The sequence below is a fragment of the Streptomyces sp. NPDC053427 genome, assembly GCF_044544985.1.
In the GTDB taxonomy this organism is placed as follows: domain Bacteria; phylum Actinomycetota; class Actinomycetes; order Streptomycetales; family Streptomycetaceae; genus Streptomyces.
On sequence record NZ_JBITYA010000001.1, the window covers coordinates 169,937 to 185,107 of the forward strand.

General features: G+C 72.1%; 10 protein-coding genes. 3 read left to right on the plus strand and 7 right to left on the minus strand.

The window, feature by feature from the left end; all coding sequences use genetic code 11:
* Positions 1-8 precede the first annotated feature (8 nt).
* The gene (gene lysX / locus ACIGWZ_RS00640) at positions 9-3,323 is read right to left on the minus strand and encodes a bifunctional lysylphosphatidylglycerol synthetase/lysine--tRNA ligase LysX (protein ID WP_400059309.1); all 3,315 of its coding nucleotides are present in this window, start codon (positions 3,321-3,323) and stop codon (positions 9-11) included.
* Between the two features lie 821 nt (positions 3,324-4,144).
* Here lysX and ACIGWZ_RS00645 point away from each other — a divergent pair.
* On the plus strand, positions 4,145-4,339 hold the full coding sequence (locus ACIGWZ_RS00645) for a hypothetical protein (RefSeq protein WP_361321389.1): 195 nt from the start codon (positions 4,145-4,147) through the stop codon (positions 4,337-4,339).
* Positions 4,336-5,517 (plus strand): MFS transporter, encoded by a 1,182-nt coding sequence (locus tag ACIGWZ_RS00650; RefSeq protein ID WP_400059311.1) that lies wholly within the window; start codon positions 4,336-4,338, stop codon positions 5,515-5,517. The genes ACIGWZ_RS00645 and ACIGWZ_RS00650 overlap by 4 nt, the downstream gene beginning before the upstream one ends.
* Positions 5,518-5,568: 51 nt before the next feature.
* Here ACIGWZ_RS00650 and ACIGWZ_RS00655 read toward each other — a convergent pair whose 3' ends face one another.
* The 6 genes from ACIGWZ_RS00655 to xylB all read right to left on the minus strand — a co-directional run bounded on the left by ACIGWZ_RS00655 (position 5,569) and on the right by xylB (position 13,877).
* Positions 5,569-6,810 carry a phosphodiester glycosidase family protein gene (locus tag ACIGWZ_RS00655; protein WP_400059313.1) on the minus strand — a complete coding sequence of 414 codons (1,242 nt, stop codon included), beginning with the start codon at positions 6,808-6,810 and terminating at the stop codon, positions 5,569-5,571.
* A gap of 156 nt (positions 6,811-6,966) precedes the next feature.
* A complete protein-coding gene (locus tag ACIGWZ_RS00660) occupies positions 6,967-7,668 on the minus strand; it encodes an N-acetylmuramoyl-L-alanine amidase (RefSeq protein ID WP_400059315.1) in 702 nt (233 codons plus the stop codon).
* 251 nt (positions 7,669-7,919) lie between these two features.
* Complete coding sequence (locus ACIGWZ_RS00665) at positions 7,920-9,335, minus strand: family 2B encapsulin nanocompartment shell protein (RefSeq protein WP_400059317.1); 1,416 nt, start codon at positions 9,333-9,335, stop codon at positions 7,920-7,922.
* Between the two features lie 196 nt (positions 9,336-9,531).
* A complete protein-coding gene (locus ACIGWZ_RS00670; protein ID WP_400059319.1) occupies positions 9,532-10,941 on the minus strand; it encodes a family 2B encapsulin nanocompartment shell protein in 1,410 nt (469 codons plus the stop codon).
* Between the two features lie 169 nt (positions 10,942-11,110).
* On the minus strand, positions 11,111-12,394 hold the full coding sequence (locus ACIGWZ_RS00675) for an ROK family protein (RefSeq protein WP_400059322.1): 1,284 nt from the start codon (positions 12,392-12,394) through the stop codon (positions 11,111-11,113).
* Between the two features lie 52 nt (positions 12,395-12,446).
* On the minus strand, positions 12,447-13,877 hold the full coding sequence (gene xylB / locus ACIGWZ_RS00680; protein WP_400059324.1) for a xylulokinase: 1,431 nt from the start codon (positions 13,875-13,877) through the stop codon (positions 12,447-12,449).
* A gap of 129 nt (positions 13,878-14,006) precedes the next feature.
* On the opposite strand from xylB, the gene xylA reads away from it, so the two are divergent.
* Positions 14,007-15,170: a xylose isomerase gene (gene xylA, locus ACIGWZ_RS00685; RefSeq protein ID WP_400059326.1), complete on the plus strand. Its 1,164-nt coding sequence runs from the start codon at positions 14,007-14,009 to the stop codon at positions 15,168-15,170.
* Position 15,171: the final 1 nt, after the last annotated feature.

A 15,171-nucleotide genomic window follows, 5' to 3' on the forward strand; every position in this document is an offset into this window, starting at 1 on the left:
ATCCCGCCTCAGCGGCGCCGTACCAGCGGGAACGGCAGCGTCTCCCGGATCGACAGACCGGTCAGGAACATCACCAGCCGGTCCACGCCGATGCCCAGACCACCCGTGGGCGGCATCGCGTACTCCAGGGCCTGCAGGAAGTCCTCGTCCAGCTCCATCGCCTCCGGGTTGCCGCCGGCCGCCAGCAGCGACTGCGCGGTGAGCCGCCGCCGCTGCTCGACCGGGTCGGTCAGCTCCGAGTAGGCGGTGCCCAGCTCGGTACCGAAGGCGACCAGGTCCCAGCGCTCGGCGAGCCGCGGGTCCTTGCGGTGCTGCCGGGTCAGCGGGGAGACGTCGGTGGGGAAGTCCTTGTAGAAGGTGGGGAGGGTGGTCTTCTCCTCCACCAGCCGCTCGTACATCTCCAGCACGATGTCGCCGCGCCCCATCTCCGGCTTCACCGGCACCGCCGCGCGCAGACACAGCCGCCGCAGCGCCTCGGCCTCCGTGTCCGCGTCGACCTCCTCGCCGAGCGCCTCCGAGATCGCGCCGTAGACCGTCTTGACCGGCCAGAGCCCCGAGATGTCGTGCTCGACCAGCCGGCCGTCCGCATCCGCCTTACGGGCGGTGGCGCTGCCGAACGCGGCGATCGCCGCCCCCTGGATCAGCTCCCGGGTCAGATCGAGCATCACGTCGTAGTCGGCGAACGCCTGGTACGCCTCCAGCATCGTGAACTCGGGATTGTGCTTGTACGAGATGCCCTCGTTACGGAACGTCCGCCCCATCTCGAAGACCTTCTCCATACCGCCCACGCACAGCCGCTTGAGATACAGCTCCGGCGCGATCCGCAGGTACAGATCGAGGTCGTAGGCGTTGATATGGGTGTGGAAGGGGCGGGCGTTGGCGCCGCCGTGGATCTGCTGGAGCATCGGCGTCTCGACCTCGAGATAGCCGCGGTCGATCAGCCCCTGGCGCAGCGCCTGCACGGCCGTGCTGCGTGCCCGCAGGTTCTCGCGCGCATCCGTCGAGACGACCAGGTCCACATACCGCTGGCGGACCTTGGCCTCCGGGTCGGCCAGCCCGCGCCGCTTGTCGGGCAGCGGCCGCAGGCACTTGGCGGTCAGCCGCCACCGGGTCACGAACACCGTCAGCTCGCCGCGGTCGCTCGTGCCGACCTCGCCCTCGGCCTCGACATGGTCACCCAGGTCGATGTCCGAGCCGAAGCGGTCCAGCAGTTCCTTGCCGGTGCCGTCCCGGGTCAGCGCGATCTGCAGATCGCCCGACCAGTCCCGCAGCACCGCGAACAGCACGCCGCCGTGGTCGCGGGTGAGCAGCACCCGCCCGGCGATGCTGACGGACTTGCCGGTGTGCGCCCCGGCCTTCAGATCCGGGTACTCCTCCCGCACCTGGCCGAGCGTGTGCGTCCGCTGCACGCCCACCGGGTACGGATCCGTGCCGGCCTCGCGCAGCCGCTCCAGCTTCTGGTGGCGCACCCGCACCTGCTCGGGCAGCGAGGCCAGCTCCTGCGCCCGCTGCTCCTCCTCGGTGGCCGGGGTGTGCACCAGCCCGAGCTCGTGCAGCGACGGCAGCCCCGCGGTGCTCGCCGGGGCCAGCACCCGCTTCTGCTGCCCCTTGCCCCACAGTTTGCCCAGGCTCGGTACGGCCACGAAGCCTTCGGCGATACCGGACGCGAGCCCGATCCTGGCCAGCGCGCCGGCGTCCGCGTAGCACAGGAACCGCGGGTACCACTCGGGGTTGTACTTCGCGTTGGAGCGGTAGAGGGCCTCCAGCTGCCACCACTTGGAGAAGAACAGCAGCAGCTTGCGCCAGAACTTCAGCACCGGGCCCGCACCGATCCGGCTGCCCTCCTCGAAGGCCGACCGGAAGACCGCGAAGTTCAGCGAGACCCGGCGCACCCCGAGCTGCCCGGACTGGGCGCACAGCTGGGCGACCATGTACTCCATGACGCCGTTGGGCGCGGAGCGGTCGCGGCGCATCACATCCAGCGAGATGCCGTCCGTGCCCCACGGGACGAAGGACAGCAGCGCCATCATCTTGCCGTCGCCGTCGAACGCCTCCGCCAGCAGGCAGTCCCCGTCGGCCTCGTCGCCGAGCCGGTCCAGCGCCATCGAGAAGCCGCGTTCGGTCTCGGTGTCGCGCCAGGCGTCCGCCCGGTGGATGACCTCCTTCATCTCCTCGTCGGAGAGCGCCGAGTGGCGGCGCAGACGGAAGGTGGCGCCGGTGCGCTCCACGCGGTTGACGGCCTGCCGCGTCACCCGCATCTCGCGGCCGTCCAGGTCGAAGTCCTTCACGTGCAGGATCGCCTCGTCGCCCAGCTGCAGGGCGCCCAGCCCGGCGCGCGCGAAGGCCTTGGCGCCGTCCTCGCTCGCGCCCATGACGGCGGGCTGCCAGCCGTAGCGTACGGCGACCTCCAGCCAGGCCTCGATGGCCGGTCCCCAGGCCTCCCGGTCGCCGACCGGGTCGCCGCTGGCCAGGCAGACGCCGGTCTCCACGCGGTAGGTGACGGCGGCCTTGCCACTGGGGGAGAAGACCACGGCCTTGTCCCGACGGGTGGCGAAGTAGCCCAGCGAGTCCTGGCTGCCGTAGCGGGCGAGCAGCGCCCGGATACGGGCCTCCTCGTCGCCGTGCAGCGCGGCCTCCATCCGCTGCGAACGGAACAGCGCGGCGGCGGCGTTCAGCAGCGCGAGCGCACCCAGCAGGCCCAGCACCGAACCGAGCCAGTGCGGCGGATGCCCGTCGAAGTGGAGGCCGGTGACCAGGCCGCCGCAGACGCGGTTGGCGGTCCACAGCAGCCGGTTGCCGCCGCCGGCCGGCAGGGTGCCGGGGAACAGCGAGACCAGCCCCCAGCCGATCAGCACCGCCGCCACCAGCCCGCCGGCCAGCACCCCGATGGCCCGCAGGAACGCCCCGCGGCGGGTGATCGCGTAGAACTCGCGGTGCGCGAGGATCAGCAGCACCAGCGCGCCCGTGCACAGCACCACGGAGACCGCGAACTCCCAGTAGCCCGCGGCCAGGAACAGCGCATACGTCAGGGTGACCAGCACCAGGTAGGCGACCAGGAACCACAGCGCCACCCGTTTGCGGGCGGCCAGCGCCGCGCCGAGCAGGAAGAGGAACGCGGCATACGCGAAGTTCGGCGCCACCGGGATCGTGAGCGTGTCCAGCCAGTAGATGACCGGCTCGAGTCCGCGCCGCAAGGGCCCGATCAGTGCTGTCAGGGCGCAGAAGAGCCCCAGCATGCTGAAGGTGATGGCGAAGCCGTTGGGCACACGGCGGCGGAAACGCTGCCACGCCGAGAGTTGATCCTGGTCCTGCACGGTGCTCATTCCGTCAGATTAGGCTTTTTGGGCTGGGAAAGGGTTCAGCTGCTGTGGGGTTGCTCGACCATCCAGTCTCCGGTCCGTCGGCCGTGTCGGCTCTTCCCCCGTACGAACGATCCGGTGGCCCGTCCCATGGCCGTCGAGGCCGCCGGCCGGCGCGGTGGGCACCGGTTCCTCGACCCCGCGCCGCACACCCCCGGTGATCTTCGTACGGGCGACGACCGAGTACTCGGTGGCCGGCGCGGTCCTCGTACGGGAGGTCCAGACTGTATCGCCGCGCCCGAGCGGGCCGGCAGGCCGTTCGCTCCGGGGACCGGTGGCCGCCGCAGGCCCCACCCTTGACGCAGTGCCCGTACCCGCCGATGCGCCGCTCGCCCCGCAGCCGCCGAGCGCGCCGGTGCCGATCGGCGAGACCGGTGCGCGCGCGCCTCGCGGTGACCGGCGGGGCCGGGCGCGGGGCGGCAAAGGAGGCTGGCTCATGAGCGGGGCTTTCGTGGATGCTGCCGGGGGCGGCGGGGATGTCGGCGGCTAAGACGGTCAATCACCATGTGCCGTTGCGCGGAGTGACGTGATGCGCATCACATCGCGAGGGGGCCCTGCCGGGAACCCGGTGGCACGCGCCCTTCGCCCGGCTGCCCGTGCGCGTCCGGTGCGCACCCGCGGGGGCACGGTGATCGGCGCCGCGGTGCCGTCGGCGGCCGCCAAGAGCCGGTGACGTGCAGTGATCACCCGATTGGCGCACCGGGCCAGGAACCGGATATACCCCGAAATACGCCAAACTGGCCACTCATTGCCGCCCGTTCGGGCGGCGGTCGAGGAGGTGCACCATGGCAATTTCCATTTCGGTCGTCCTACTGCTGGTGATCTTGACCGTCATCTTCCTGCGCAGCGGAAAGCTCAAGTTCTCGCACGCCCTGGTGTGCGCCCTGCTCGGCTTCTACCTGGCGAGCAGCAGCCTCGCCCCCGACATCCACCAAGGGCTCGCCGGCGCCGCCGACGTGGTGAGCAGCGTGCGTCCGTGACGGCAGCCGCCTACCGGAACCTGGCCCTCGCCACCCTCGGCTTCCTCATCACCTTCTGGGCGTGGAACCTGATCTCTCCGCTCGGCAACGCCTTCAAGGCCGGCCTCCACCTCACCGACCTCCAGGTCGCGATGCTGGTGGCGGCGCCGTTGCTGGTCGGATCGCTGGGCCGGGTGCCGATCGGCGCACTCACCGACCGCTACGGCGCGCGGGTGATGTTCCCGCTGGTCTCCGCGCTCACCGTCGTTCCGGTGCTGCTGCTCATCCCCGTCAAGAGTTCCTACGGCGGGCTGCTCGCCGTCGGCTTCCTCCTCGGCCTGGGCGGCACCACCCTCGCCATCGGCGTCCCGCTCGTCAACGCCTGGTTCCCGCCCGCCGGGCGCGGCCTGGCCCTGGGTGTCCTGGGCATGGGCACGGGCGGCGTAGCGCTCTCCGGCTACCTCACGCCCCGCATCCACCACTACGACGAGAACCTCCCCTATCTCGTCGTCGCCTTCGCCCTCGCCGCCTTCGCGGTCCTCGCGGCCCTCCTGATCACCGACCACCCCGCCGGGTCCGTCCCGCAGGCCTCGCTCGCCACCCGGCTGGGCGGGGCCGGCCGGCCTCGGGTCACCTGGGAGCTGGCCGGGCTGTACGCGACCGGGTGCGGCGGGATCCTCGCGCTCGGCGTCTACCTGCCGACCTACCTGGGGACCTGGTATCACCTCGACGCCGTCGAGGCGGGCACCAAGGCGGCCGGCTTCGCGCTGGTCGCCGCCGTCTTCCGGCCCGTCGGCGGCTGGTGCGCGGACCGTGTGCACCCGGCAGTCGTCACCGCCTGGGCCCTCGGCCTGGCCGCACTGGCGGCGATCGTCCAGGCCTTCGACCCGGCGCTGAACCCGGTCGGCACCCTCGACTTCCTGATCATGGCGGCGGGCCTGGGAGCGGCCGGCGGCTCGGTCTTCGCCCTGCTCTCGCGGGTCACGCCGCAGGAGCGGATCGGCGGCGTCACCGGCATCGTCGGCGCGGTGGGCGGCCTCGGCGGCTTCGTGCCCCCGCTGGTCCTGGGCGCCGTCCACCGCGGCAAGGGCACCTATTCCCTCGGCTTCATGCTGCTCTCCGACCTGGCCCTGGCCGGCTGTCTCTACGCCCTCGGCAGGATGCGCACGGCGGACACCGCCCGCACCCGGGAAGCCTGACCCTCCGGCCGTGGCGGCTCCCCCGAAGCCCCCTCGTCGGCGTCGTCCGCCTCACCCGAAGCTGAACACTCCGACCGCATTCGGTACCGGCCGCTCCGCCCCGCCCGACGGATGGTTCCGTACGGTCACATCCCGGCTGAAGGGATCGCGGGTGACCAGCGTCGAAGACCCGCCGCCGTCCAGATCGACCGCATCCTGCGACCCCAGCCGGCTCATCAGCTCGCCCAGCTCGCGCACCGTCATCCCGGCCTCCCCGGGCGTCCCGTCCAGCGACATCAGATACAGCACCCGGCCACCGTCCCCGAATCCCGCCGCGGTCCGCACCGCCGCCGCGACCGAGTCCAGCCCGTCGACCGGCTGCGCATCCCGCACGATCGGGAAACCGCCGACCGCGAACCGCAGCGGCACGGGCCCCTGCCCGACCAGGCGGTGGGTGAGGTGCACCGGATCGCCCAGATGCAGCTTGCGCAGCTGCCGCGCCCCTTCCTCCCGCCCCACCAGCACCACGCTCCCCGGCTCGACCCCGCCCGCGCCCGGCCGGTCGGCCAGCGCCGCCACCCGGCCGTGCCGCACCGTCACCTCCGCCGTCTCCGCGGTGCACGGCGCCGACCGGTCGGTGTCCGTACCGCAGGTGGCGCGCAGCCGGGACGTCGGGCCCCACAGTTCGGTGTAGGCGCCGATACCGTCCACCGGCAGCGCGTACTGGTTGAGCCCGCGCAGCGGCAGCGGACCGTCGGGGGTCCACACCGTGCCGCGCAGCATCAGCCGGTCCAGCCGCGCCCGGTGGTCGTACCCGATGCCGATGACGTCCTCGGTGGTCGCACCGGGCGACATGACCGGCCCGAACCGCTGCCCGTCGGGCACCGCGCCCTTCAGCCGCCGCCCGGACGAGATCGCCGGCCCGACCGAGGCGCCGGTCGGCTCCACCCCCGGATGCTGGCCCTCGGAGATATTGAAGAAGTCGCCGTTGACGGCCCCCACCGCGGCCCGGGCGTCGGCCAGTTCGGAGACCGGCGAGCGCGCGCCCACCGCGCCCGGGTACAGCAGATCCACCGTCACCCGGGGATCGCCCAGATCGACCGTCAGCAGATGGCCGTGCGCCGTGCCGCGCGGCACCGGCGTCCAGAACTCCCCGTATGTCACGCCGGGTGCCACCGGCACCGCGACCGACGGGCGGACGGCGTCGCCCGCCGCGGCGGCCTGCACCCCGCCGGCCACCCCTCCGCCGGCCAGCACGGCCCAGGCGGCCAGCACCGTGAGTACTACGCGAACACGACCGAATCGCTGTGCCACGAGCCCCCCTGACGTCGCGTCAACTGTCGCAGGTGCCGAAGACGCTCACTATGACCCGCAGATGTCGGGAATCTGCACACCTGCGGTACGACCGTCGTGTCGTCGGACCGCGCGGCCCCCGCCGCGTGGCCCCTCCGTGCGGTCCGACGACGCCGGTCAGCGGTTTGCCGCGTTGACCAGCTCCATATAGCGCGCCCAGTCCCAGTACTGACCGGGGTCGGTGTGGTCGGTCCCGGGGACCTCGACATGGCCGATGATGTGCTCGCGGTCCTTGGGGATCCCGTAGCGGTCGCACACCGCGGCGGTCAGCAGGGCCGACCGCGCATACAGCACATCGGTGAACCACTTCGGGTCATCGATCCAGCCCTCGTGCTCGATGCCGATGGTGCGGGTGTTGTAGTCCCAGTTCCCGGCGTGCCAGGCGACGTCCTTCTCGTGCACGCACTGGGCGATGTAGCCGTCGTGGGACCGTACGGCAAAGTGGGCGGCCGCCTTGTGGGCCGGGTCCTGGAAGAGCCGGATGGTGTCGTCGAACGTCTCCTGCGTCACATGCACGACGACCATCTCGATGGGGTACTGGCGGGGGCGGTCGGCGGCGGTGAAGTTGGCGGAGTTGGCCGGAGTCCAGTGGACGGGCGGATAGTCGTCGGTGCCGGCGACCTCGGGGACGTCGGCGACGTCGGGGGCATCGGCCATCTCGGTGACTTCGTCGGTACCGACGTCACCGGTCGGGCCGTCGGGGGGCGGGGTCGCTCGCGCGGTGGCCGCGGTGAGCGGGCCGAGGGCGGTGGCCGTGGCGATCGCGGCGGCGCCGGTGAGCAGACGCCGGCGGGCCGGGTGATGGCGGTCGGGCTCCATGTGAACTCCTGACAAGGGACCGAGGAATGGTCGCGAACATGTCACGCACATGCGATGCGTTCATCATGCGCAACAGCGCGCGCCCTGCCAAGGGAATGGCCGTTCTGCCAATGGGCTCGACCAAAGACGGAACCCCGCAGGTCAGAAAATGACAGACACCTGATCGGACGTCACCCAGGTGCCGCGCCCCGGCCCTTACGCACGGGCGGAGCGCGGCACCCAGGTGACAGTGGCCGCCGGTCGGTCGCCGGTCAGTGACCGAGCTCTACGTTCTCCAGGATGCCCAGGGCGTCCGGCACCAGCACCGCCGCCGAGTAGTAGGCACTGACCAGGTACTTGATGACCGCCTGGTCATTGATGCCCATGAAGCGCACCGACAGGCCCGGCTGGTACTCGTCGGGAATTCCGGTCTGGTGCAGGCCCACCACGCCCTGGTTGTCCTCGCCGAGCCGCAGCGCGAGGATCGAGCTGGTCTGGTCCGGGTTCACCGGGATCTTGTTGCACGGCAGCAGCGGAATGCCCCGCCAGGCCCGGACCGCGGTGCCGTCGATCTCCGCCCCGGTCGGATAGATGCCCCGCGCGTTCCACTCCCGCCCGATTGCCGCGATGGTGCGCGGATGCGCCAGCAGGACCTGGGTCTTACGGCGCCGCGTGATCAGCTCGTCCAGGTCGTCCGGGGTGGGCGGGCCGTTGCGGGTGTGGATGCGCTGCTTGAGATCGGCGTTGTGCAGCAGCCCGAACTCGCGGTTGTTGATCATCTCGTGTTCCTGGCGCTCGCGCAGCGCCTCCACGGTCAGCCGCAGCTGCTGGTCCAGCTGGTTCATCGGGTCGTTGTAGAGGTCCGCGACCCGCGAGTGGATCTTGAGTACGGTCTGCGCGACGCTGAGTTCGTACTCCCGTGGCGCCCGCTCGTAGTCCGCGAACGTACCGGGCAGCGACGCTTCGCCCACGTGACCCGCGGCCACCTCGATGGCCGCCTCACCGTGCTTGTTCTGCGCCGGCACCAGCGCGGCCCGGAAGTTCTCGACATGCTCGCGCAGCGATTCCGACCGTCCCAGCACCTCCTCGTACTCGGCGCGCGACAGCGTCAGGGCGGTCACCCGGGTCACCGCCCGTACGGTGTGCTCCCACTCGGCGTCCGCCGACAGCAGCGCCGCCGCGCCCAGGTGGTCACCGTCGGCCAGCGTCCCCAGGACCGTCTCGTCGCCGTACTTGCCGGTGCCGAGCTTGTCGAGCTTGCCGTGGGCGATCAGGATGATGCGGTCCGCCGGCTGATCCTGCTGGGCGAGCACATCGCCGGGCGCGAACTCGTGCTGGGTGAAGCGGTCGGCCAGCGCCTCGAGCGTCGGGGTGTCCGTGTAGCCGCGCAGTGGCGCCATTTCCCGCAGTTCGACGGGGATCACCCGGATCTCGACGCCGGTCGTGACGAACTCCACCCGGCCGTCGCCGAGCGTATGGGTGAGACGGCGGTTGACGCGGTACGTACCGCCGGAGACCTGGGTCCAGGGCAGGACGCGCAGCAGCCAGCGGGAGGAGATCCCCTGCATCTGCGGCACGGTCTTGGTCGTGGTCGCCAGCTTGCGCGCGGCCGTGGTGTCCAGGCTGGAACGGTTCTGTTCGATGTCGGACGCCTGCGAGCCGGAGGTCGGATCCACGGATGTGGTCATGGAGAAAGCTCACCTGTTCTGGTCGGTGCTGTGAGTACTGCCGAGTGCTGCTGGATACGGGGAGCGCTGGTTGGGGTGACGACGGCCGGTCAGCGCCGCGCCGGCGCAGAGAACTCGGGGAATTCATGGAGCTGCATGGTGGTGCGCCATGTCCTGCCACCCGTCACTCAACGCCCGGTCGCTCGACTCCGGGTATTCAGTGGCCGATTTCCACGTCTTCGAGGACACCCAGCGCATCGGGGACGAGAACGGCCGCCGAATAGTAGGCGCTGACCAGATAGTTGATGACGGCCCGGTCGTCGATTCCCATGAAACGCACCGAGAGGCTCGGCTCGTATTCGTCGGGAATTCCATTGCGGTGCAGGCCGACGACGCCCTGCTTCTCCTCGCCGGTGCGCAGCAGCAGAATGGAACTCGTGCCGTCCTTCGTCACCGGGATTTTGTTGCACGGGAAGATCGGCACCCCGCGCCACGACGGCAGCGAATGCCCTTGGAAATCCACCGCCGTGGGATACAGCCCCCTGGCGCTGCACTCCCGGCCGATCGCGCCGATCGCCTTGGGGTGGGCGAGCAGAAAGCCCGGGTCCTTCCAGACCGTCGAGAGGAGTTCATCGAGGTCGTCGGGGGTGGGCGGGCCGCTGCGGGTGTGGATGCGCTGCTTGAGATCGACGTTGTGCAGCAGCCCGAACTCGCGGTTGTTGATCATTTCGTGCTCCTGGCGCTCGCGCAGCGCCTGGACGGTCAGTTTGAGCTGCTCCTCGACCTGGTTCATCGGGTCGTTGTAGAGGTCGCCTACCCGGGTGTGCGTACGCAGCACCGTCTGCGCGACGCTGAGTTCGTACTCCCGCGGCGCCAGGTCGTAGTCGACGAACGTGCCGCTCAGGGCCGGTTCGCCGTGGTGCCCGGAGGCGATGGTGACCGCCGATTCGCCGCTGGTGTTCGTCGGCAGCACGGGCCCCTGTCCGGCCGTCGCGAGATGGTCCCGCAGCGCGGGCGAGCGCTCGACGATCTCCAGCGCGGCCTGCCGCGGCAACGTCATGACCGTCACCCGGGTCACCGCGCGATAGCTGACCTCCCAGGTCGCCTCGTCGCTGGTGAGGGATGCGTCGCCAAGATGGTCGCCGCCGGCCAGCGCGGCCAGCACGGTGGCGTCTCCGTACTTGCCGGTGCCGATCCGGTCCACCCTGCCGTGCACGATCAGCACCAGTCGGTCCCCGGGCTCGCCGGCCTCGGCAATGAGCTCCCCGGGGGCGTATTCCCGCTGGGTGAAGCGTCCCGCCAGCGCGGCCAGCACGTCGGTATCGGTGAAGTCCCGCAGGGCGGGCAGCTCACGCAACTCGTCCGGGATGATCGCGACGTCCGTGCCGGAAATGGCGAAGTCGATGCGCCCGTCGCCAACGGTGTGCGACAGCCGACGGTTGACCCGGTACGTACCACCGGAGACCTGCACCCAGGGCAGCAGCCGCAGCAGCCAGCGAGAAGAGATTCCCTGCATCTGCGGAGCGGTTTTGGTGGTGGTTGCCAAATTCCGCGCTGCGGTGGTGCTCAGGCTTGAATGCGAGGAATCCTCGGCGCTTCCGATTGAGGTCTCGTCGGCAATCGTCACAACTCCGCCTATCTCTTGAGGGGCGCGGCGCAGCCGAACGGCCTCCCCATTCACGGGAGTTCGTCGCCTCGGCAGCTCACTCAACCGAAGATAGTCGTGCTGTTTTAATCAGCACAATCGCTCGAATGGGTGGCATGGAAATCTCTTTCCATGGAAAGGTTTAGCCAGTTCAGAGCTGGGGAGAGTGTGCCGGGGTACCGGTACTGACCGGATCCTCCAGGACAGTCCGCAATGCCGCATACGCCGCACCGAGCAGCGGCCCGTCCGCGCCCAGTTGGGACACCGTCACCAGGCATCCGCCGGGCCGCGCGGGGGCCGGGGCGACGGCCGTCCGCAGCGCCAACTCCCGCTCCAGGGACGGCAGGACCCAGGGCGCGAGTCCCGCCAGCGCGCCGCCGAGGACCACCGCCCGGGGATCGAGCAGGTTCACCGCCCCGGCGAGCGCGATGCCCAGCGCGGCCCCCGCCGCGCGCAGCGCCCCTATGGTGGCCGCGTCCCCGTCGGCGGCCCGGCGCGCAAGCAGCGCGGTACGGGCGCCGGGCCCCGGGTGTGCGGCCGCCGCCTGCTCCGGTGTGAGCCCGCCCGCGCGCAGTACGGCCCGTTCCCCGGCGTACTGCTCCAGACAGCCCCGGCCCCCGCAGCCGCACGGACGGCCGTCCGGATACACCGGCACATGCCCCAGCTCGCCCGCGAAACCCCGGGCGCCACGCAGGAGTTGGCCGTCGACGACGAGTGCCGCACCGATCCCGGTCTCCGCCGAGACGTGCACGAAGTCGGACGGCGGCGCGCATCCGTCGGCTCCGCCCAGGTGGAGCTCGGCCAGCGCGCCGAGGTTCGCCTCGTTGTCGACGGTGAGCGGTACGGGGGCCGCGTGCGCCGCCGCCGTGCCCGGCGCCGGGGTGAGCGCGGCGGTCAGCCCCGGGGCGAGATCCGCCGCCCGCCAGCCGAGGTTGGGGGCGTGGACGACGGTCGTCGAACCGCGGGCCACCAGGCCGGGGACCGCGACGGTCAGCCCGGCCGGCCGCAGCCCCTCGGCGGCGATCGCCGCCGTCACCTCCGCCAGCAGCGCGGACAGCCGCCGGAGCACGGGCCCGGGTTCGCTGTGCCGGTTGGCCGCGGTCGTCGCCAGCCGGGCCCGGACCGTGCCGCGCAGATCCACCGCGCACACCGCCAGATGGTCGACGCCTATCTCGGCCCCGATGCCCGCCGGACCCCGGTCGCTGACCGTCAGCCCGCTCCCCGGCCTGCCCCGCCCGCTGGGCGCCGCCCGCCCGGCCTCGACCAGCAGCCCCGCCCGCAACAGCTCGTCCACCAGCGGCGCCACCCCCGCCCGCGTCAGCCCGATCCGCGCCGCGACCCCCGCCCGGGACACCGTCCCCGCCTCGGCCACGGCCCGCAGCACCCGGGACAGATTGCGGCGCCGGAGGGCGTGCTGGGTGTCGGGGGTGGGCACGGAGCGGCTCCTCGGGCGTGGATCGGGGGGCGGGGGCGGGGAGTGCGGTCCCTCACCCCCGCAGCAGGGCCTCTCCGCCCGCCAGCGTCTTCGCCAGCCGCGCCAGCGCCGCCTCGTCCCGTTCCCGGGCCTCGTACGTCGCGCCGCGGGCCGTACCCCAGCGCCGGGCCACCGCCGCCGGGTCCTCGCCCAGCAGGAGCCCCGCGGCCTGGGCCGCCGCGCCGAGGGCCACCAACTCCTGCGCCTCCGGTACCACCACGGGCCGGCCGGACAGCCGCCGTACGGTCTCCCGCCAGGCCAGGCCCTGCGCGCCGCCGCCGATCAGCAGCAGCGGCGCATCCGGCGCGGCGTCCGCGTCCAGCACCTGGTCCAGGGCCCGCAGCAGGGTGAACACCGCCCCGTCGTAGGCCGCTTGGAGCACCTGGCCGGCCGTGGTGTCGTGCCGCAGCCCGTGCAGCAGGCCCGAGGCGGCCGGCAGGTTCGGGGTCCGTTCGCCGTCCAGGAAGGGCAGCAGTACCGCGCCGCCACCGGGCTCGACGGCCTCCCGGTCCCGGCCGAGCAGCGCCGCGATCCGGTCCACGGCGAGCGTGCAGTTCAGGGTGCAGGCGAGCGGCAGCCAGTCGCCGCGCGCGTCGGCGAAGCCCGCGACGGTGCCGGTCGGGTCGGCGGGCCGGTGCGTGGAGACCGCGTAGACCGTCCCCGAGGTGCCCAGGCTCAGCACCGGCTGCCCGGGGCGCAGGCCCAGGCCGAGCGCCGCCGCCATGTTGTCGCCGGTGCCGGCCGCCACCAACGCGCCGTGGGGCAGCGGCAGATCGTCGGCGTGGACCGTCCCGGCCGCCTCGCCGGGCGAGGCCACCCGGGGCAGCGCGGCGGCGGACAGGCCGATGTGTTCCAGGATCTCCGCGTCGTACGACTCGGTGGCCGAGGCCCACCAGCCGGTCCCGGAGGCGTCCCCGCGGTCGGTGACGCCCTGGCCGGTCAGCCGCTGGGTGAGGTAGTCGTGCGGCAGCCGCACCGCGGCCGTGGCGGCCGCGGCCGCCGGCTCGTTCTCCCGCAGCCAGGCCCATTTGGCGACCGTGAACGACGGCCCCGGCACACTGCCGACCCGGTCCGCCCAGGCCTGCGCGCCGCCCCGCTCCTCGATCAGCCGCTCGCTCTGCGGCGCGGGCCGTACGTCGTTCCACAGGATCGCCGGACGCACCGGTTCACCGGCCGCGTCCAGCGCCACCAGGCCGTGCTGCTGGCCGCCGACGGACAGCGCGGAGGCCTGCCGTGCCGCGTCGCCGCACTGCCGCAGCGCCTCGCCCAGCGCCCGCCACCACTGCCTCGGGTCGGTCTCCTTGCCCGCACCGCCGCTGACGGTGTGCGGGGCATGGCCCCGGGCGACGACCGCGCCCGTCTCCGCGTCCACGACCAGCGTCTTGGTGGACTGGGTGGAGCTGTCCACGCCGACGACGAGCGGTCCGGCCGACTGTGCGCCCATCGTGCACTCTCCCTCAGCGGCTGGGTTCCAGGGTTCCGGTCTCAAGGGTTCCCCGGCGTGCTGCCGCATATTAGTTTGGCCGCGGCGGAATTTGTAAAGCCCGTTGACGAAATGACCGAGGGAGTCGCGATGAGCTATCGGCCCGTGCCCGAGGACAAGTTCAGTTTCGGCCTGTGGACGGTCGGCTGGCAGGGCCGCGATCCCTTCGGGGACGCCACCCGCCGCGCCCTGGACCCCGTCGAATCGGTCCACCGGCTCGCCGAGCTGGGCGCGTACGGCGTCACCTTCCACGACGACGATCTGATCCCCGACGGCTCCGACGGCAGCGAGCGCGCGACTGCGGTGAAGCGCTTCACCAAGGCCCTGGACGCCACCGGCATGGTCGTCCCGATGGCCACCACCAACCTCTTCACCCACCCCGTCTTCAAGGACGGCGCCTTCACCGCCAACGACCGCGACATCCGCCGCTACGCCCTGCGCAAGACCCTGCGCACCATCGACCTGGCGGCCGAGCTGGGCGCGCACACCTACGTGGCGTGGGGCGGCCGCGAGGGCGCGGAGTCGGGCGCCGCCAAGGACGTCCGGACCGCGCTGGACCGGATGAAGGAGGCGTTCGACCTGCTCGGCCAGTACGTCGTCGAGCAGGGCTACGACCTGCGGTTCGCCATCGAGCCCAAGCCCAACGAGCCGCGCGGCGACATCCTGCTGCCCACCGTCGGCCACGCCCTGGCCTTCATCGAGCGGCTGGCGCGCCCCGACCTCTACGGCGTCAACCCGGAGGTCGGGCACGAGCAGATGGCCGGGCTCAACTTCCCGCACGGCATCGCCCAGGCGCTGTGGTCGGGCAAGCTGTTCCACATCGACCTCAACGGCCAGAGCGGGATCAAGTACGACCAGGACCTCCGCTTCGGCGCGGGCGATCTGCGGTCCGCCTTCTGGCTGGTCGACCTCCTGGAGACGGCCGGCTACGACGGGCCGCGGCACTTCGACTTCAAGCCGCCGCGCACTGAGGACCTGGACGGCGTCTGGGCCTCCGCGGCCGGCTGCATGCGCAACTACCTGATCCTCAAGGAACGCGCGGCGGCCTTCCGCGCCGACCCGGCCGTCCGCGATGCGCTGCGCGCCGCGCGCCTCGACCAGCTGGCCCGGCCCACCGCCGAGGACGGTCTGGCCGGGCTGCTGGCGGACCGTACCGCCTTCGAGACCTTCGACGCCGAGGCGGCGGCCGCGCGCGGTATGGCCTTCGAGCACCTCGATCAGCTGGCCCTGGACCACCTGCTCGGCGCCGCCTGAG

Bases quoted from the DNA above. Each gene is read 5' to 3' on its own strand.
- lysX (WP_400059309.1), bottom strand. From the start codon at position 3,323: ATGAGCACCGTGCAGGACCAGGATCAACTCTCGGCGTGGCAGCGTTTC.
- ACIGWZ_RS00645 (WP_361321389.1), top strand. From the start codon at position 4,145: ATGGCAATTTCCATTTCGGTCGTCCTACTGCTGGTGATCTTGACCGTC.
- ACIGWZ_RS00660 (WP_400059315.1), bottom strand. From the start codon at position 7,668: ATGGAGCCCGACCGCCATCACCCGGCCCGCCGGCGTCTGCTCACCGGC.
- ACIGWZ_RS00665 (WP_400059317.1), bottom strand. From the start codon at position 9,335: ATGACCACATCCGTGGATCCGACCTCCGGCTCGCAGGCGTCCGACATC.
- xylB (WP_400059324.1), bottom strand. From the start codon at position 13,877: ATGGGCGCACAGTCGGCCGGACCGCTCGTCGTCGGCGTGGACAGCTCC.
- xylA (WP_400059326.1), top strand. From the start codon at position 14,007: ATGAGCTATCGGCCCGTGCCCGAGGACAAGTTCAGTTTCGGCCTGTGG.